This window comes from Pseudarthrobacter scleromae, from assembly GCF_014644515.1.
Taxonomy (GTDB): Bacteria; Actinomycetota; Actinomycetes; order Actinomycetales; family Micrococcaceae; genus Arthrobacter; species Arthrobacter scleromae.
Genome location: NZ_BMKV01000001.1, coordinates 759,844 through 776,526 on the forward strand (window position 1 = coordinate 759,844; position 16,683 = coordinate 776,526).

The window sequence follows — 16,683 nt, forward strand, 5'->3', positions numbered from 1 at the left end:
CATGGCAAAAGTACTTGTATTCATTGACAATCCCGGCACGTCGCTCAAGAAGAGCAGCCTCGAGCTGCTCACCCTGGGCCGCGCGCTGGGGGAAACCGTGGTTGCCCTCAACGGAAAGCTGCACGACGACGTCGCCGCCGCCTTTGCGGAGTACGGCGTCGGCACGGTGCTGCTTCCCTCGGCCGAGGACCTTGATGATTTCCTGGTGGCACCCAAAGCGGCCTACCTGGCCGCTGCTGCTGGGCAGGCCGGTGCCGATATCGTGCTGCTCGACAACTCGCCCGAGGGCAAGGAAATTGCTGCACGGGCAGGAATCCGCCTCAACGCGGGCGTCATCACGGACGTCGTGGCCGTAGATGCGAACGGCACCGCGCACAAGTCTGTCCTGGCCGGCTCCTACAACACCGCCTGCAAGGCCGGGACTCCGGTGAGCGTCCTGACCGTGAAGGCGAACAATGTGGTTCCCGAACCCGCTGCCGCCCCGGCTGCACTGGAGACGGTCACCGTTGACGTTCCTGCCGTCAGCGCCGCGGCCCGGATCACCGCCCGGGAACAGAAGGTTGCCAGCGGCCGCCCGGACCTCACGGACGCACGGATCGTCGTAGCCGGCGGACGCGGCCTGGACGGGGACTTCGGGCCGGTGGAAGAACTGGCCGATGCCCTTGGGGCAGCAGTAGGCGCCTCCCGTGCGGCCACCGACGCCGGCTGGATCAGCCACGACGCGCAGGTGGGGCAGACCGGAAAGACCGTGTCCCCGCAGCTTTACATCTCGGCGGGCATCTCCGGGGCCATCCAGCAGAAAGCCGGCATGCAGACGGCCAAGGTCATCGTTGCCGTGAACAAGGATGCCGAATCCCCGGTGTTCGAGATCGCGGACTTCGGCATCGTCGGTGACCTGTTCGACGTCCTCCCGCAGGCCACGGCAGAGATCAAGAAACGCAAAGGCTGATTCTTTGACTGCCTTTCCCCAACAGGCACAGAGCCCGTTCAACCCGGACGAACACCGGGTTGGGCGGGTGCTCTGTTTTGCGGCGCACCCCGACGACATCGATTTTGGTGCTGCCGGCACCATCGCTGCCTGGACGGCCGCGGGCGTCCAGGTCAGCTACTGCATCATGACCGACGGCGACGCGGGCGGCTTTGATCCCGTGCACCGGGCCGACATCATCGCTCTTCGCGACGCCGAACAGCGCCGTGCCGCCGAACTGGTGGGGGTTACCGACATCCACTACCTCCACCAGAGGGACGGCTACCTTGAACCGTCGCACGAGGTGATGAAGGGCGTGGTGCGGCTGATCCGGGAAATCCGTCCCGACGTCGTGCTGTCCATGCACCCGGAACGGAACTGGAAGCGCATCCAGAAGAGCCACCCGGACCACCTCGCGGTGGGTGAGGCCGTTACCCGCGCCGTGTACCCTGCCGTGGAAAACCCGTTCGCCTACCCGGAACTCGCCGAGGCCGGCCTGGACGCCTACAAGCTCCCGTGGCTGTGGCTTTACGCCGGGCCCGAGGAGCGGGAAAACCACTTCGTGGATGTCACGGAGCACGTGGAGTCCAAGCTCAGGGCGATCCACGTCCACGTCAGCCAGCACCCCGACGTGGACGCCATGGAAGCAACGGTCCGGCAGGGCATGCAGGCCAACGCTGCCCGTGCGGGCCTTGCGGACGGCAGGAGCGCTGAGGCCTTCCACGTGGTGGCGGTCAACGGGCCCGGAACCATCGCCGGCTTCTGAACAGGCTGCCGACGAAAGCGCCCCGCTCCTTCCCTTGACGGAATGGAACGGGGCGCTTTGTGCGTCTTGCCCGGCTTCTGCGCTATGCCCCCAGCGGTGCAGCGGCAACGGTGGGCAGTGTGGGGGACTGGGAGCCGCCTGCCGGCTCAACAGTGATCCCGAGCGCTGCGGCTGAGGAGATCCCCTCCACCACGGCGGGCCTGGACAGGGCTTCCTCATCCATCAGGCCCTGGGACACCGGGGCCGAGCCGTCCTTGGGGATCAGCCACATCTGGTAAACCTTCCCCGCCGGCGGGGCGGGAACGCCGTTCATCTTGACGACGGCGGCATCCTCCGATGAGGAGATCAGGAGGGTCGCTGTACCGCCTCCCGCCACGTCCACCGATGCTTCCCGCAGGTCTCCGGCCCGGACCACCTGGTTCAGGGGATCATTCTGGTCTGCCAGGTAGGACCCCACTCCGACACCGCCCAATGCTATGGCGGCAGCAGCCGCCACTCCGGCGAGCCAGCGCCGGGTGCCTCCGGGCCGGCGCCGTTCCTCGCGGCGCTGCCGGGCCTGGGCGAGTTCGTCTCCTCCGGCAGGCTGCGCACTCGCTGGCTGCGACGCTACGGGCTGCCCCGGTGCGACGTGTCCTGCTGCCACGTGTCCTGCTGCCACGTGTCCTGGGGCAGGCGGAGCCGGGGTACTTGCAACCGGCCCGCTGCCCTGGACAGGCAGTTGGGCAACGATACGGTCGAAAAGGTCAGCCGGAGGCTGCTCCTCGACGCGGAAGGTCCTTGTGAGAGTTTCCCTTGCCTGGCGCACCCGGTCGAAGAACTCGGTACGTTCCGCCGCCGGCGCGGCCGACATGTACTGTTCGATCGCCCGGCGCTCCTCTTCCGTTACCGCATCCAGAGCATAAAGTTCGGCCAGGTCCACCGCCCGGCCGGAAGCCAGGTCCATGGCAACGGTGTCGCCAAACGAACCGGAACGGCCATTGCGGCCGCTGTTGGTTTCAGTCATCTCAACTCACCCCCAGACAGGTCTTCAGTCGGATCAATCCGTCGCGGATACGGGATTTTATGGTGGGAACTGCGGCGTTCAGGCGTTCGGCAACCTCACGGTAGGTAAGGCCGCCGTAGTACGCCAGGCGCACAGACTCCTGTTGCGTTTCAGTCAGCGTTTCCAGGCACCGCACCACGGCCTCTGCCTCCAGCCTGCTTCCCACCTGGTCGGCCACGGAGTCGTGGTCGATGTCCTGGGTGCTGGCGCCGTACTTGGCCTCGCGGTCCGTGGAGGACTGCGAGGAACGGACCCTGTCCACGGCCCGCCGGTGCGAAATGGTCATCAGCCAGGAGAGCGGGCTCCCTGCCTTGGGGTCGAACTTGGATGCGTTCTGCCACACCTGGAGGAAGACCTCCTGCGTGGTGTCCTCGCTGAGTTCGGGATCGATCAGGACCCTTCGGGCCATCCCGAAAACGCGGCGGGAGGTCAGTTGGTAGAATTCGGCAAAGGCCGCCTGGTCACCCCGGCCTATGCGTTCCAGCAGGACTGAAAGCCGGTGGCTGAGGTCGGCCGGGGGGTCTGTCACCGCGGCCTGGGCCTCGGATTGTGGCGCGTTGGGGGTTTCCATCACTACCAAGCATAAGTCTCCGGACCGCGAATCCTCAGCAGTAGCGCCGTGGCTGCTGCGGGAGGTCCTGGAACCTGACTCCAGCAATGTCACCTGCAGCTCCTCGAACGCCTGGGAATATTGTCAGGAGTGATTCGGAACAGCCGCCCGGATGGATTGGCCGGGGGCGCAAAGAAGTTGCCGGCTTTTGCAGGGTCAGGATTTGGCGCCGGCAAATCCCTGCTGGCGCCAGGCCTCGTAGACGGCGATGGACGCGGCGTTAGCCAGGTTCAGGGAACGCAGGGCCGGCAGCATGGGCAGCCGCACTGTGGCCGTCACATGGGGATCGGCCTTCAGTTCCGGCGGCAGCCCTACGGATTCACGGCCGAACATCAGGACGTCACCCGGCTGGTAGGAGATATCGGTGTAGCTGGCGGTTCCGTCAGAAGTGAAGGCGTAGACCCGCTCCGGTTGCAGGTGCTTCCACGCATCCTCGATGCTGGGGTGCACGGTGACGACGGCGAGGTCGTGGTAATCCAGGCCGGCACGGCGAAGCTTCGCGTCCGAGAAATCGAAACCCAGCGGCTCCACGAGGTGCAGTTCGGCGCCGGTAATGGCTGCGAGCCGGATGGCGTTGCCGGTATTGCCGGGGATTTCGGGGGCGTGGAAAAGGATGCGGAACACCGTCCCATCCTAGCCACCGTTGTCAGTGCATGCCGCGCAGCAGCCTCGCCAGCACCGGAACATTCACCGAATTGGGCGCGGGCCCGGACGCAAGGAATTCCTTCAGGCCGCGCACCATCCCCGCCGCGTTAACCACCTGCACGGCCTCGAGGGCACCGGTTGAACGGCGGTGGTTGTCTATCACCGGCTCGTGGAGGTTGCCGCCAGGGTTGAGCACCACGGTCCAGCCCGTGACGTTCAGTTCCGGGAAAATGTCCTGCATGGCCCGGACAACGTGCGCGAGCTGCGGCGGGGCAATGGAGCGGCCCCCGTGGTTCAGTGTGCGCCCGTCCCAGGCATAGGCGCCCTTGGGCAGCAGCATGGAGCCGACCAGCGCCAGCCGGTAGCCGGACAGGACGGCGTGGTCGATGTGGCTGTTGTCGGCAGGGGACTGGAGGCCGTTGATCAGGCGTGCGGCCGGGATGGCCGGCAGGACCTGCCGGCTCAGGAGCTGGACCGTGCGCATCTCCCGCTGGATGCGTGCCTCAGCCCCGAAAATACCGCGTTTGCGTGGCATGCCGTGCACCTGCTGGCGGGCGACTTCCAGGGGAATCAGCGGAACCTCGCCGGAAGGGGCATCCTCATACGGCGGGACATACACAGGGGGGTCGCCGGCGGTGTTGCGGACGTTGCCTTGCCGGTGCACAGTGGCCGACGCGCGGCTGCCCGCCGGTGGCGCGTCGAAATGCGCCTCCGTGTCCGCGTCCTCGTTGCGCAGCGTGCCGGCGGCATAGGAGCGGTCGTATGCTTTCCTGCGGGTGGGGTCGATAAGGGTTTCGTAGGCACGCGTCACCTGCCGGAACGCGGCGGCATCACCGCCGTGATCCGGATGGGCCGTCCGGGCAGCCCGGCGGTAGGCCACCTTGATCTCCTTCTCCGTGGCCGTTACCGCCACGCGAAGTACCTGGTAATAGGAGCTGCTGCTCTCGGTCAAGCCCTCATCCTTCTCTTGGTATGGCCAGTCTTCGCAGGTAGCCCGGTCCGCACAGTTTAACGGCCTGTCCTGAACAACGACGCTCCGGGCCCCCAGGGTTCCCCCGAGGGCCCGCGGACCGGGTGCGGGCGCCGCAGGCAAGTGCATTTAGACTCGTGCATGCGCGGCCGTCCCGGCTGCGGCTGAACGCATTGGGGCAGGAATGGATATGCCGACGACGGCGGGAATGGCTAACAGGGCCAGGCGGCGGGTGGTGCCGGTGCTGGCAGCCGCAATGGGAGCTCTGCTGGTTGGCGGCTGCAGCGTGGAGGTGCGGGACCCTGCAGCTCCGCAACCTGTCGCCAGCACGCCGGGGCTTGCCACCCCCACCATTACGCCTGGCCACGATGCTGCCGCCGTGGCCGCGCAGGACCTTCCCTTTGCCGCCGGCGGCAGCCTTGCCCCCGGCACGCCCGTAGGCATCGGGGACGGACTGAAGGAAGCCCCGGGATGGAAGGCCGTTGCCGGCAACGTGGCCGCCGAAGCCCGGTACGAGAAGGAAGACGGCTGCCTGGTGGCAGCCAGGGTGCGCACCAACCAGGCTGCCCTGGTCCGGGGCGACGACAGGGAATCCACCGTTGCGCTTTTTGAGTACCTGGACCCGTCCATCCTGCCCGGCTACCTGAAGACGGAGACACTGCGGTGGGGCGCGGACCCGGCAGGGCCCGGCCGGACCGTCGAGGTCCTGGCCCTGGAACAGGCAGCCCAGCCGGCTGGAAGGGCAACTGCGGTGCTGGCCAGGCTGTTCGGCACGGCCGGGTCATCCGTCTACATCTCCCTCGCATGCCCGGACGCTGCCGCGCTCGCAGGGGCGAGGGCCGACGTCGCCAGTTTCCTGCCGGTGATCCCGCCGTCCGCCTAGCTGAGGACGGCGCCTGCCCGGCGGGGCGGGCCGGTAGAATTGCAGGGTGCCCGTTTACCTCGATCATGCAGCAACCACCCCCCTTGCACCTGAGGCGCTGGCCGCGCTGACCCGTGAACTGGCCCGCACCGGAAACCCGTCTTCGCTGCACGGTTCCGGCCGGCGGGCGCGCCGTGCCGTGGAGGACGCCCGGGAGGCTGTTGCTGCCGCCGCGGGAGCGCACCCGTCGGAAGTCATTTTCACCTCGGGCGGTACGGAGGCTGACAACCTTGCCGTGAAGGGGCTGTACTGGTCCCGCGTGGCTGACGTGCCCGCGCGGCGCCGCGTCCTCTGCTCCGCCGTCGAACACCATGCAGTCCTGGACACGGTGGAGTGGCTGGAACGCCACGAAGGCGCCGAGGTGGTCTGGCTGCCGGTGGACAGCGACGGAGTGGTGGACCTCGCCGTCCTTGACGCTGAACTTTCCCGTGACCCGGGCACCATCGCCCTGGTTACCGTGATGTGGGCCAACAACGAGGTGGGCACCATCCAGCCCATCAGCAGGATCGTGGAGCTGGCGCACGCCGCCGGGGTCCCCGTGCACTCGGACGCGGTCCAGGCGTTCGGTTCCCTCCCCCTGGATTTCAAGGCCTCAGGCCTTGACGCCATGTCCATTTCCGGCCACAAGATCGGCGGCCCGGTTGGGGTGGGTGCGCTCCTGTTGGGGCGGTCCGTGAAACTTACCCCCGTCCAGCACGGCGGAGGCCAGGAAAGGGACGTCCGCTCGGGCACCCTGGACACGGCGTCGATCGCAGCCTTCGCCGCTGCCGCTGAGAAGGCCGCAGCCACCCTGGGCGCCGAGTCCACACGCATTACGGGCCTCCGCGACCGGCTGATTGACGGTGTCCTGGAACGGGTTCCGGAAGCCGTCCTGCGCGGTGCCGCCGGAAACGGCCGGCTCCCCGGCAACGCGCATTTCACTTTTCCCGGCTGCGAGGGAGATTCCTTGCTGTTCCTCCTGGACCTGGCCGGCGTGGAGTCATCCACCGGTTCGGCCTGCACGGCGGGTGTGCCCAGGCCTTCCCACGTTCTGCTGGCCATGGGCCTGGACGAGGAGACGGCGCGGGGCGCGCAGCGGTTCACCCTGGGCCATGCCTCGGTGGAGGGCGACGTCGACGCCCTCCTGGCCGCGCTGCCTGGCGCCTATGCCCGGGCGCGGCAGGCGGGGATGGCCGGGCACGAGTCCAGCATCCAGACCGCAGGAACGCTTGCGCGCCGGCCCCTCAACGGCGGCTGACGGAGCCCGGCCTGACGGGGCTCTGTGCTGAGGCCGTAGAATAGATAGGCAAGGATCGTTTCCGGGAGCCTGCCTGCCCTAAGAATCAGACCAAGAACCAGCGCCGGGACCCAGCGTCCTTATCCAGCGCCGCCAGCCCGCGCACGTCAGCCAGCACCGGCCCGGAGCCGGGAAAACCCGAGGGAAAGCCACCATGCGAGTTCTAGCAGCCATGAGCGGCGGAGTCGACTCCGCCGTCGCCGCCGCCCGCGCCGTCGAGGCGGGGCATGACGTCGTCGGCGTCCACCTGGCGCTCTCGCGCATGCCCGGCACGCTCCGCACCGGAAGCCGCGGCTGCTGCACCATCGAGGACTCCCGCGATGCGTGGCGGGCCTGCGACGTCCTTGGCATCCCGTACTACGTCTGGGATTTCTCCGAGCGGTTCAAGGAAGACGTTGTCCAGGACTTCATCGATGAGTACGCCGCCGGCCGCACCCCCAACCCCTGCATGCGGTGCAACGAGCGGATCAAGTTCGCCGCGCTCCTGGAAAAAGCCATCGCCCTGGGGTTCGACGCCGTGTGCACCGGACACTACGCCAAGGTCATCGAGGATGCCGACGGTAACCGCGAACTGCACCGGGCCGCTGACTGGGCCAAGGACCAGAGCTACGTCCTGGGCGTCCTGACCCACGAGCAGCTTAAGCACTCCATGTTCCCGCTGGCCGACACGCCGTCCAAGGCTGAAGTCCGTGCGGAGGCTGAACGCCGCGGACTCTCCGTAGCCAACAAGCCGGACAGCCACGACATCTGCTTCATCCCCGACGGTGACACCGCCGGATGGCTCGCCGAAAAGATCGACATGTCCACCGGGGACATCGTGGACGAAACCGGCACAAAGGTCGGCGAGCACCCGGGGGCCAACGCCTTCACCGTGGGCCAGCGCCGCGGCCTGAAACTGGGCACTCCGGCCGCCGACGGCAAGCCCCGGTTCGTCCTGGAGATCCGCCCCAAGGAAAACAAGGTGGTAGTGGGCCCGGAGGCCCTGCTGGCCATCGACGAGATCCGCGGCATCAAGGTCTCCTGGGCAGGACTGCCCATCGCCGAGGTGGAAACGGGCACGGAATTCGGCTGCCACGCCCAGGTCCGTGCCCACGGCGACCCCGTGCCCGCGACGGCCCGCATGGAAGCGGCAGGCGACGACGGGGGCGCAGCCGGCCAGTTGGTCGTCCGGCTCACCACCCCGCTGCGGGGAGTGGCCCCGGGCCAGACGATTGTCCTTTACCAGGGCAGCCGGGTGCTGGGCCAGGCGACCATCGACGCCGCCCGTTCGCTTCAGCGCGCCGAGCTCTAGGACAGCGTGTCCCCAACACCGCCCCGGTTCCGCCGGGGCGGTGTTGTTGGTTGTGCGTGGTTGCCAGGGGCAATCAGGTAAATTTTGTGTCTCAACTCACAAAATGGTCCGGGATGAGTGTTGACTCTCTGATTGAATCTAGGCATCAGCACCGCGCGCTTCCCGCCTGAGCAAATGCACCCATCAGCGGTCGGCGGGCGCGCACTCATCGAACAGAAAGTTCTTAGATGACGAAGAGCAACAAAGCACTGCACGGCGCAATCGCGCTGGCAGGCATTTCCGCCCTCGCCCTGACTGCCTGCACGGGCCCCTCAGGCGGCGGCGGTGGAACCTCGACCGGCGATGCCGGGGGTGGCGCCATCACGTACGGCACCACGGACAAAGTGGTTACCCTGGACCCGGCCGGATCCTATGACGGCGGATCCTTCATGGTCATGAACCAGATCTACCCGTTCCTGCTCAACTACAAACCCGGCACTGCAGATGCCACCCCGGACATCGCGGAGTCCGCCTCCTTCACCAGCCCCACCGAATACACCGTGAAGCTCAAGCCCGGACTGAAGTTCGCCAACGGCAATACGCTGGATTCTTCAGACGTCGTGTTTTCCTTCAACCGCGTCAAGACGATCGACGACCCCAACGGGCCGGCGTCACTGCTCGCCAACATGGAAAAGATCGAGGCGACGGACGCCAACACCGTGGTGTTCACCCTTGCAGCCGGAAACGACCAGGTGTTCCCGGGCGTGCTTGCCTCCAACCCCGGTCCGATCGTGGACGAGGAAGTCTTCCCGGCGGACAAGATCATGGACGACGACGCCATCATTGCGGCCAAGCCGTTCGCCGGCCAGTACACGATTGAAAGCTACAAGAAGAACGAACTGGTCAGCTTCAAGCCCAACCCGGATTACCAGGGGCTGCTGGGCGCTGCGTCCAACGACGGAGCCACCCTCAAGCACTACGCGGACCCGAACAACCTGAAGCTCGATGTCCAGCAGGGCAACATCGACGTCGCCGGGCGCATCCTTACCGCTACCGACGTCGCAGACCTTGAAGGCGACGACAAGGTGAAGGTCCACAAGGGCCCGGGCGGGGAACTGCGCTACATGGTGTTCAACTTCGACACCATGCCGTTCGGCGCGAAGACCCCGGAAGCCGATCCTGCCAAGGCCCTTGCCGTCCGCCAGGCCATCGCCCACCTCGTTGACCGTGACGTCATTGCTTCGCAGGTCTTCAAGGACACCTACACTCCGGTCTACTCCTACGTGCCCAAGGAATTCGAAGGCGCAACCGAGCCGCTGAAGAGCCTCTACGGTGACGGGAGCGGCAAGCCGAGCCTGGACAAGGCAAAGCAGGTCCTGGCCGATGCCGGCATCACCTCGGTGGTTGACGTGAAGCTGCAGTACACGGACCGCTACGGCACGTCCGCGGCCGACGAGTACGCACTGGTGAAGGAACAGCTCGAAAAGTCAGGGCTCTTCACCGTCGACCTCAAGTCCACCGAGTGGACCACCTACACCAAGGAACGCCGGGCCGACGCCTACCCCGTGTACCAGCTGGGCTGGTTCCCGGACTATTCGGACGCGGACAACTACCTGACGCCGTTCTTCATCCCGGGCAACTTCCTCGGCAACCACTATGAGAACCCGGCCGTGACGGACATCGTGAAGCAGCAGCTGGTCACCACGGACAAGGCTGAGCGGAGCGAACTCCTGGGAGAGGCCCAGGAAGCCATCGCCAAGGACCTCTCCACGCTGCCGCTGCTGCAGGGCGCCCAGGTCATGGTGGCCGGAACGGATGTCCAGGGAGTCGAAAAGACCCTCGATGCCTCGTTCAAGACCCGTCTTGGCGTGATGTCCAAGTAAGTCCACCGAACCATCCGGCTCTGACCGCACACGGGGCGGGACACGGTGCGCCTGTTGTTAGGCGCCCGTGTCCCGCCCCGCGTGCTGGACGGGATGCGGTGCCGGCCCGCCGCGGGCGCCGCGAAGACAACCTGAGGTACCCATGACGACATTGATCGACGCGCCACCAACTGACGCGGACGGACTCCTGCCGCCCGCCAAGAAATCATCCGGCGGTGGACTGGGACAGTACATTCTGGTCCGTTTCCTGCTGATCTTTCCCACCATCTTCATCCTGGTAACCATGGTCTTCTTCCTGATGAGGATCACCGGCGACCCCATTACCGCAGCCATGGGAGGGCGCCTGCCGGCGGACCAGCTCCAGGAGCGGATCCAGGCGGCCGGCTACGACCGGCCCATCCTGGTTCAGTACTTCGAGTACCTCGGCCAGCTGGCCACCGGCAACTTCGGCCGGACGCTCACGGACAACCGCGCCGTCTCCGAAATGCTGACAACCTACGGCTCGGCCACCCTGGAGCTGAGCATCAACGCCCTGCTCGTTGCCCTCGTGGTCGGTATTCCGCTGGGAATGGTGGCGGCCCACCGCCGGGACAAGGCGCCGGACGCCGTCCTGCGCGTCTTCGCCATTCTTTGCTACGCCACCCCCGTGTTCTTCGCCGGCATGCTGCTGAAGCTGACCTTCTCGGTGTGGCTCGGCTGGCTGCCGGTGGCGGGGCGGGCCAGGACGTCCAGCGAACTGGCCTTGACGTCACTGGAGGCACCCACCGGTATCTACTGGCTGGACGCACTTCGAAGCGGCAACATGGCCGCCCTGGGAGATGTCCTGGCCCACGCCGTCCTGCCCGCGGTGGCGTTGGGGCTGCTGACAGCCGGCATCTTCCTCCGCCTTGTCAGGACCAACGTCATTGGCACCCTGGGCAGGGACTACATTGAGGCCGGCCGGTCCAGGGGCGTCAGCGAATACCGCCTGGTCACCAAGCATGCCTACAAGCCCGCGCTGATACCCATCATCACGGTGATGGGCCTGCAAATAGCAGTGATGCTCGGCGGGGCGGTCCTGACCGAGAAGACATTCGAATGGAAAGGCCTGGGATTCCAGCTCGCCAACTACCTCACGGCCCGCGACTTCGTGGCCGTGCAAGGCATCGTGGTGCTGCTCGCCATCATCGTGGCCATGACCAACTTCATCGTGGACATTATTGCCGCGCTGATCGATCCCCGCGTGAGGTACTGAGCATGAGCATCCCGGCCGTTCCCGTCCCGATGGAAAGTCCACGGGCTCCCTGGTACCGCCGCCTGCCGGTGGTCTCACACTTCAACAAAAGCGTCGGCCTCCAGCGCGGCATGCTGGTCGCGGGGCTGGTCCTCACCGGACTGTTCGTCCTGACGGCACTTTTCGCACCACTGCTGGCACCCTACGGTTTCTCCCAGCTTTCCGACGCCGACGGCAACTTCCCCACGCAGCAGGCCCCGGGCGGCAAGCACCTGTTGGGGACAACCGTGGGCGGTTACGACGTCCTCTCGCGGGTCATCTGGGGCGCGCAGACGGCGATTCTGGTGATCGTCGTCGCCGTGTCCATGTCCATCGTCATCGGCGTTGTCCTTGGCCTGGTCAGCGGCTACCTCGGCGGGTGGCTCGACCGGATCCTGGTGGTCATTGCCGACGCCGTGTACGCCTTCCCGTCACTGCTGGTGGCCATTGTCATGGCCATCGTCATCAGCGGCGGACAGTCCAGCCTCATCGGCGGCATCTTCGCTGCCGGCACGGCCATCACGCTGGTCTTCATTCCGCAGTATTTCCGGGTCATCAGGGCCGAGACCGTCAGGCTGAAGGCTGAGCCCTTCGTGGAGTCCGCCAAAGTGGTGGGAGCGTCCAACATCCGCATCATGACCCGCCATATCTACCGCAATGCCACCCGGACCCTGCCGCTGATCTTTACCCTGAACGCCTCCGAAGCCATCCTCACCCTGGCCGGCCTTGGGTTTCTCGGCTTCGGCATCGAGCCCAGCTCAGCCGCGGAGTGGGGCTTCGACCTCAACAAGGCGCTCGCCGACACCACGTCGGGCATCTGGTGGACCGGGCTGTTCCCCGGCCTGGCCATCGTGCTGACCGTGGTGGGTCTGACCCTGGTGGGCGAGAGCATCAACGACCTGAACGATCCACGCCTCCGCGGCCGCAAGAGCACGGGCGGCAGTTCCCCGGCGCCGGTGGACAACGCCGCCATCGCAACCGAAGTGAGGGCATCATGACCGTCAATATCGATCCATTGTCCGGGCGGAGCCCCAACGGAGAGCCCGACGCCGGCCGTCCCGTTCTCGACATCGACCACCTCCAGGTCACGTTCGCCACGGACGGCGGTCCGGTTCAGGCAGTCAAGGACGTCAGCCTGGAGGTCAGGAAGGGGGAGGTACTGGCGATCGTGGGGGAGTCCGGATCCGGCAAGACGGTCACCGCCAAGACCATCCTGGGCCTGCTCCCGGAAACGGCCAGCAGCTCCGGGGCGGTGCTGATCAACGGGGCAGACGTGATCAGCGTCAGCGCCGCACGGCTGCGCCAGATCCGCGGCCGGGACGTTGCCATGGTGTTCCAGGAACCGTCCACAGCACTGAACCCGGTGTTCACCGTGGGCTGGCAGATTGCCGAAGGCATCCGGGCGCACGCCGGAAGCGACGGGAAGCGGGTTTCAGCCAAGGAGGCCAAAACCCGGGCCATTGAAGCGCTGCGCAAGGTGGGCATCCCGGATCCGGAACACCGGGTCAACTATTACCCCCACCAGTTCTCGGGCGGGCAAAAGCAGCGGGTGGTGATCGCCGCGGCGCTGGCCCTGAACCCCGGGCTGATTGTCGCCGATGAGCCCACCACGGCTTTGGACGTCACAGTGCAGGCGGAAATCCTGGAACTGCTCAGGGACCTGCGGGACAAGTACGGCACGTCCATCGTGCTCATCACGCACAACATGGGGGTGGTGGCGGACCTCGCCGACCGGGTGGTGGTGATGTACCAGGGCGACGTGGTGGAGGAGGCTCCGGCCCGCACCCTGTTCGCAGAACCGCGGCAGGACTACACCCGCAGCCTCCTCGCCGCGGTGCCGCACCTCGGACGGAACTCCGCCTCCGAGGGACTGGCCAGCCGGGCCCACCAGGAGGAGGAAGTCCTGGTGGAGGCCAACAACCTGTCCATCGAATACCCGGGGAGGCTGGGAACACCGGCTTTCAAGGCAGTGGACAGGGTCAGCTTCACGCTGTCCAGGGGCGAAGTGTTCGGCCTTGTGGGGGAGTCCGGCTCCGGGAAGACCACCATCGGGCGGGCCATCGCCGGCCTCAACAGGACCACCGGAGGCAGCCTGAAGGTGCTGGGATACGAGATGCTGAACCTCAAGGAACGGACCTTCAAGCCGCTCCGCAAGGACATAGGGTTTGTGTTCCAGGACCCGGCGGCGTCCTTCAACCCGCAACTGACCATCGGGGACTGCATCGCCGAACCCATGGTCATCCACACGAAGCCAAGCCCGGCGCAGGCGCGCAAACGCGTAGGCGAGCTGCTTGAATCAGTCCAGCTCCCGGCGTCGTACGCGGGACGGTACCCGCACGAACTGTCCGGCGGCCAGCGCCAGCGGGCGTCGCTGGCACGGGCACTCAGCCTGAATCCCCGGTTGCTGATCGCCGATGAGCCGACGTCCGCACTGGATGTTTCGGTGCAGGCCAAGGTCCTGGAACTGTTCAGGGACATCCAGCAGGAGTTCGGCTTTGCCTGCCTGTTCATCAGCCACGACCTCGCCGTGGTGGACACGCTCTCCTCCTGGGTGGGCGTCCTCTATAAGGGCAGGCTCGTAGAGCAGGGGATCGGCAGCCAGGTGATGGGAAATCCGCAGCACGACTACACGCGGCGGCTCATCGCGTCCCTGCCCGTGCCCGATCCGCAGGAACAGGCGAAGCGGAGGGAAGCGCACCGCGCCCTGCTGGGCATCTGAGCGGCAGGACGCAGCGCCGCGTCGGAGCCCGAAGCGCCGGTGCCGGATACCGGCACCGGCGCTTAACAGCCGGGGGATTCCGGTGCCTGCCCATAGACTTGAACCATGACGCAGCACAACCTTCACACTCCTGATGCCGATGACTACGACCCCTCAGCCAGTTCGCTGGCGGACCAGGTGGACCAGTCGGTGATGGCTGAACTGCTCTCCATCCGTTCAAGCATCGACAACATTGATGCCACCCTGGTCTACCTGCTGGCCGAGCGCTTCAAGGCCACCCAGAAAGTGGGCTTCCTCAAGGCCGCCCACCGGCTGCCTGCCGGGGACCCCGGCCGCGAGGCCGCCCAGATCGCCAGGCTTCGCCGCCTCGCCGAGGACGCCCATCTGGACCCCGCCTTTGCCGAGAAGTTCCTCAATTTCATCATCGGGGAAGTCATAAGGCACCACGAGGCGATCGCCGAAGACCACGAAGCTGCCTCGGGCCAGCACCCGCAGGCATCAGCCCTCGCGTGAGCATGGTCAAAAGGCACGAAGCCCGTGGTGGCGCCTCCTCACCGGCGCCCGCTCCGCCGCGGGAAGTGACGGCCACTGCGCTGGGACCGTGGCCGGGCGAAGACCCCGTGGAGGCCGCCCGGATCATCCGGGGCGAACTCGGCAGCCCGCACCTGCCCTTCCTCGCCGAACTGCCGGACCGCGGAGTTGGTTCCGATGCCCTGGGGCGTACGGCCAGCCTCCTTGCCGAGCTGGCCGTCGACGTCCAGCCCTACGGATGGCGGCTGGTCGACCGTCCCGGCAAGGACTTCCGCCGCGCCGCGTCAGCCCTGGCCACGGACATCAACGTCCTCGCCGACGTGGCCGGGGCCGAGGAACGACCTGCCGCAGAGATCAAGGTCCAGCTGGTGGGGCCCCTGAGCCTGGCGGCCGGGCTCCATCTGCACAACGGCGAGCGCGCCCTCCTCGACTACGGCGCCCGGCGGGACCTTGCGGCCTCGCTCGCCGCGGGTGTGGGCGGGTACCTCTCCCGGGTGGCGGCCGCCGTACCGGGTGCGCGCCTGGTAGTCCAGGTGGACGAGCCGGAGATCGCCGCGGTGCTGGCCGGCACCATTCCCACCTCCAGCGGCTACCGCACCCTCCGGGCGGTGCCGGCGTCTGAAGCACGCGAATCGTGGCGGCTGGTCCTTGACGCCCTGCGGGCCGCGGGCGCCGCCGAAGCGGTGATCTCCGTTCCCGAGGTGGAAGCGCCCTTCGAACAGATCCTGGCTGCCGGCGCGGACGGCATAGCTGTTCCCCTGAAGGCTTTGACGTCCCGGCAGTGGGAGCAGCTGGCTGGAGCGGTGGAATCAGGCTCAAGCCTGTGGCTAGGCGTCGTGGAGGCAGCCGGCGGGGCGCTGCCCAAGGTCGCTGAATCGGTGGAGGCCGTGTGGCGGCCCTGGCGGCAGCTGGGCCTTCCGGCAGACGCCCTGGCCTCCATCCGGGTGACACCATCGGCCGGGCTCGCCGGCGGCTCGCCGTCGCAGGCCACAGCGGTGCTCGGCAGGCTTACCCAGCTTGCGGACGGGCTGAACCAGCTCGCCCAGGGCTAGCCGGCGCGGCTTCGGCCGGCGGCGGCGTCAGACCCGGTTTTCCCAGCGGTCCGGCTGCGCGTACCGCGGCAGGAAGCTGTGGGCCGAGCTGCCGCCGGTGTAGGAGCGCAGCCGGTAGTCGAAGCTGCCGGCGTAGACCAGAACCAGGCCGATCTGCGGCTGGATAACCTTCACCTGGATCCGGTGCTTACCGGCGGGACCTTCTGCCGGGTCCCACCATTGTTCTGCGTAGGCTTTGGCGTCCAAAGCGGCAGGAAGGGGGATCCGGAAGGGGCCCAGGAGGAGCCGTGAGGCTTCCGATACGCCCCGGAGCCGGCCCTCTGCCGTGACACTCAGGTTCAGGTCGGTGACCAGCCGCCGGTACCGGCCCACGTAATCCACCAGCTGGGGTGCACCGTTCCGGCGGGTGGCGCTTGTGGTGTCCTGGAAGATGCGGGTGCGTCCCGGGAACCGGATCTCACGGCGGGCCGTGAGGCTGGAGCGGCCAAACGGGTCCTGGTGGGCGTGGTTCTCGATGCGGAACGGAATGTTTTCGCCGTACTCGGGGAAGAAGGCTTCCTCGCCGCTGGTGAGCCGCAGCAAGGGCCGGAGCCATTCCTGACGGCAGCCCACGACGTCGAACGTTCCTTCACCCACGCCGTAGCGGCCCGAGCCCGGCACCAGCGAGAAGTACTCCTGCAGCTCGGGCTGCAGGCGCGAAAAGTCCGCGCCGAGGGCCTGCTGGTAGATGGGAACGTTCATGGGGGACCTCCTGCTGGGAAAGCGGCTGGAACAAGGT

General features: G+C 66.9%; 16 protein-coding genes. 11 read left to right on the top strand and 5 right to left on the bottom strand.

What is annotated here, in order from left to right; genetic code table 11:
• The first annotated feature begins 1 nt into the window (after position 1).
• Complete coding sequence (locus IEX33_RS03595; protein ID WP_188727702.1) at positions 2–949, top strand: electron transfer flavoprotein subunit alpha/FixB family protein; 948 nt, start codon at positions 2–4, stop codon at positions 947–949.
• A 4-nt stretch (positions 950–953) separates the two neighbouring features.
• A complete protein-coding gene (locus tag IEX33_RS03600) occupies positions 954–1,733 on the top strand; it encodes a PIG-L deacetylase family protein (protein WP_188727705.1) in 780 nt (259 codons plus the stop codon).
• An 82-nt stretch (positions 1,734–1,815) separates the two neighbouring features.
• On the opposite strand, the gene IEX33_RS03605 is transcribed toward IEX33_RS03600, so the two are convergent.
• From IEX33_RS03605 to IEX33_RS03620, 4 genes are all read right to left on the bottom strand, one after another.
• The gene (locus IEX33_RS03605) at positions 1,816–2,736 is read right to left on the bottom strand and encodes an anti-sigma factor (protein WP_188727706.1); all 921 of its coding nucleotides are present in this window, start codon (positions 2,734–2,736) and stop codon (positions 1,816–1,818) included.
• 1 nt (position 2,737) lies between these two features.
• Positions 2,738–3,346, bottom strand: a complete 609-nt coding sequence (locus IEX33_RS03610) for a sigma-70 family RNA polymerase sigma factor (protein WP_104185012.1) — start codon at positions 3,344–3,346, stop codon at positions 2,738–2,740.
• Between the two features lie 195 nt (positions 3,347–3,541).
• A complete protein-coding gene (locus IEX33_RS03615) occupies positions 3,542–4,009 on the bottom strand; it encodes a tRNA (cytidine(34)-2'-O)-methyltransferase (protein WP_188727708.1) in 468 nt (155 codons plus the stop codon).
• 22 nt (positions 4,010–4,031) lie between these two features.
• Positions 4,032–4,982, bottom strand: a complete 951-nt coding sequence (locus IEX33_RS03620; RefSeq protein WP_188727711.1) for a J domain-containing protein — start codon at positions 4,980–4,982, stop codon at positions 4,032–4,034.
• Positions 4,983–5,190: 208 nt separating this feature from the next.
• Between IEX33_RS03620 and IEX33_RS03625 the strand changes: the two genes are divergently transcribed.
• The 9 genes from IEX33_RS03625 to IEX33_RS03665 all read left to right on the top strand — a co-directional run bounded on the left by IEX33_RS03625 (position 5,191) and on the right by IEX33_RS03665 (position 15,905).
• The gene (locus tag IEX33_RS03625) at positions 5,191–5,883 is read left to right on the top strand and encodes a hypothetical protein (RefSeq protein ID WP_188727712.1); all 693 of its coding nucleotides are present in this window, start codon (positions 5,191–5,193) and stop codon (positions 5,881–5,883) included.
• A gap of 46 nt (positions 5,884–5,929) precedes the next feature.
• Positions 5,930–7,159 carry a cysteine desulfurase family protein gene (locus IEX33_RS03630; RefSeq protein WP_188727714.1) on the top strand — a complete coding sequence of 410 codons (1,230 nt, stop codon included), beginning with the start codon at positions 5,930–5,932 and terminating at the stop codon, positions 7,157–7,159.
• A gap of 193 nt (positions 7,160–7,352) precedes the next feature.
• Positions 7,353–8,489: a tRNA 2-thiouridine(34) synthase MnmA gene (gene mnmA, locus IEX33_RS03635; RefSeq protein ID WP_188727716.1), complete on the top strand. Its 1,137-nt coding sequence runs from the start codon at positions 7,353–7,355 to the stop codon at positions 8,487–8,489.
• A 227-nt stretch (positions 8,490–8,716) separates the two neighbouring features.
• On the top strand, positions 8,717–10,351 hold the full coding sequence (locus IEX33_RS03640; RefSeq protein ID WP_188727717.1) for an ABC transporter substrate-binding protein: 1,635 nt from the start codon (positions 8,717–8,719) through the stop codon (positions 10,349–10,351).
• Between the two features lie 142 nt (positions 10,352–10,493).
• Positions 10,494–11,585, top strand: coding sequence for an ABC transporter permease (locus tag IEX33_RS03645; RefSeq protein WP_188727719.1), 1,092 nt, complete (start codon positions 10,494–10,496; stop codon positions 11,583–11,585).
• Positions 11,586–11,587: 2 nt separating this feature from the next.
• The gene (locus tag IEX33_RS03650) at positions 11,588–12,601 is read left to right on the top strand and encodes an ABC transporter permease (protein ID WP_188727722.1); all 1,014 of its coding nucleotides are present in this window, start codon (positions 11,588–11,590) and stop codon (positions 12,599–12,601) included.
• On the top strand, positions 12,598–14,322 hold the full coding sequence (locus IEX33_RS03655; protein ID WP_188727724.1) for an ABC transporter ATP-binding protein: 1,725 nt from the start codon (positions 12,598–12,600) through the stop codon (positions 14,320–14,322). Before IEX33_RS03650 ends, IEX33_RS03655 begins: the two co-directional genes overlap by 4 nt.
• Before the next feature lie 105 nt (positions 14,323–14,427).
• Complete coding sequence (locus IEX33_RS03660) at positions 14,428–14,835, top strand: chorismate mutase (protein WP_066277345.1); 408 nt, start codon at positions 14,428–14,430, stop codon at positions 14,833–14,835.
• A 2-nt stretch (positions 14,836–14,837) separates the two neighbouring features.
• Positions 14,838–15,905 carry a uroporphyrinogen decarboxylase/cobalamine-independent methonine synthase family protein gene (locus IEX33_RS03665; RefSeq protein ID WP_188728210.1) on the top strand — a complete coding sequence of 356 codons (1,068 nt, stop codon included), beginning with the start codon at positions 14,838–14,840 and terminating at the stop codon, positions 15,903–15,905.
• A 27-nt stretch (positions 15,906–15,932) separates the two neighbouring features.
• On the opposite strand, the gene IEX33_RS03670 is transcribed toward IEX33_RS03665, so the two are convergent.
• Positions 15,933–16,646 (bottom strand): DUF4166 domain-containing protein, encoded by a 714-nt coding sequence (locus tag IEX33_RS03670; protein ID WP_188727726.1) that lies wholly within the window; start codon positions 16,644–16,646, stop codon positions 15,933–15,935.
• Positions 16,647–16,683: the final 37 nt, after the last annotated feature.

Excerpts from the sequence above, each read along its gene's own strand:
- IEX33_RS03595 (WP_188727702.1), top strand. The coding sequence starts at position 2 with ATGGCAAAAGTACTTGTATTCATTGACAATCCCGGCACGTCGCTCAAG.
- IEX33_RS03605 (WP_188727706.1), bottom strand. The coding sequence starts at position 2,736 with ATGACTGAAACCAACAGCGGCCGCAATGGCCGTTCCGGTTCGTTTGGC.
- IEX33_RS03610 (WP_104185012.1), bottom strand. The coding sequence starts at position 3,346 with ATGGAAACCCCCAACGCGCCACAATCCGAGGCCCAGGCCGCGGTGACA.
- IEX33_RS03625 (WP_188727712.1), top strand. The coding sequence starts at position 5,191 with ATGCCGACGACGGCGGGAATGGCTAACAGGGCCAGGCGGCGGGTGGTG.
- mnmA (WP_188727716.1), top strand. The coding sequence starts at position 7,353 with ATGCGAGTTCTAGCAGCCATGAGCGGCGGAGTCGACTCCGCCGTCGCC.
- IEX33_RS03640 (WP_188727717.1), top strand. The coding sequence starts at position 8,717 with ATGACGAAGAGCAACAAAGCACTGCACGGCGCAATCGCGCTGGCAGGC.
- IEX33_RS03645 (WP_188727719.1), top strand. The coding sequence starts at position 10,494 with ATGACGACATTGATCGACGCGCCACCAACTGACGCGGACGGACTCCTG.
- IEX33_RS03650 (WP_188727722.1), top strand. The coding sequence starts at position 11,588 with ATGAGCATCCCGGCCGTTCCCGTCCCGATGGAAAGTCCACGGGCTCCC.
- IEX33_RS03655 (WP_188727724.1), top strand. The coding sequence starts at position 12,598 with ATGACCGTCAATATCGATCCATTGTCCGGGCGGAGCCCCAACGGAGAG.
- IEX33_RS03660 (WP_066277345.1), top strand. The coding sequence starts at position 14,428 with ATGACGCAGCACAACCTTCACACTCCTGATGCCGATGACTACGACCCC.
- IEX33_RS03665 (WP_188728210.1), top strand. The coding sequence starts at position 14,838 with ATGGTCAAAAGGCACGAAGCCCGTGGTGGCGCCTCCTCACCGGCGCCC.
- IEX33_RS03670 (WP_188727726.1), bottom strand. The coding sequence starts at position 16,646 with ATGAACGTTCCCATCTACCAGCAGGCCCTCGGCGCGGACTTTTCGCGC.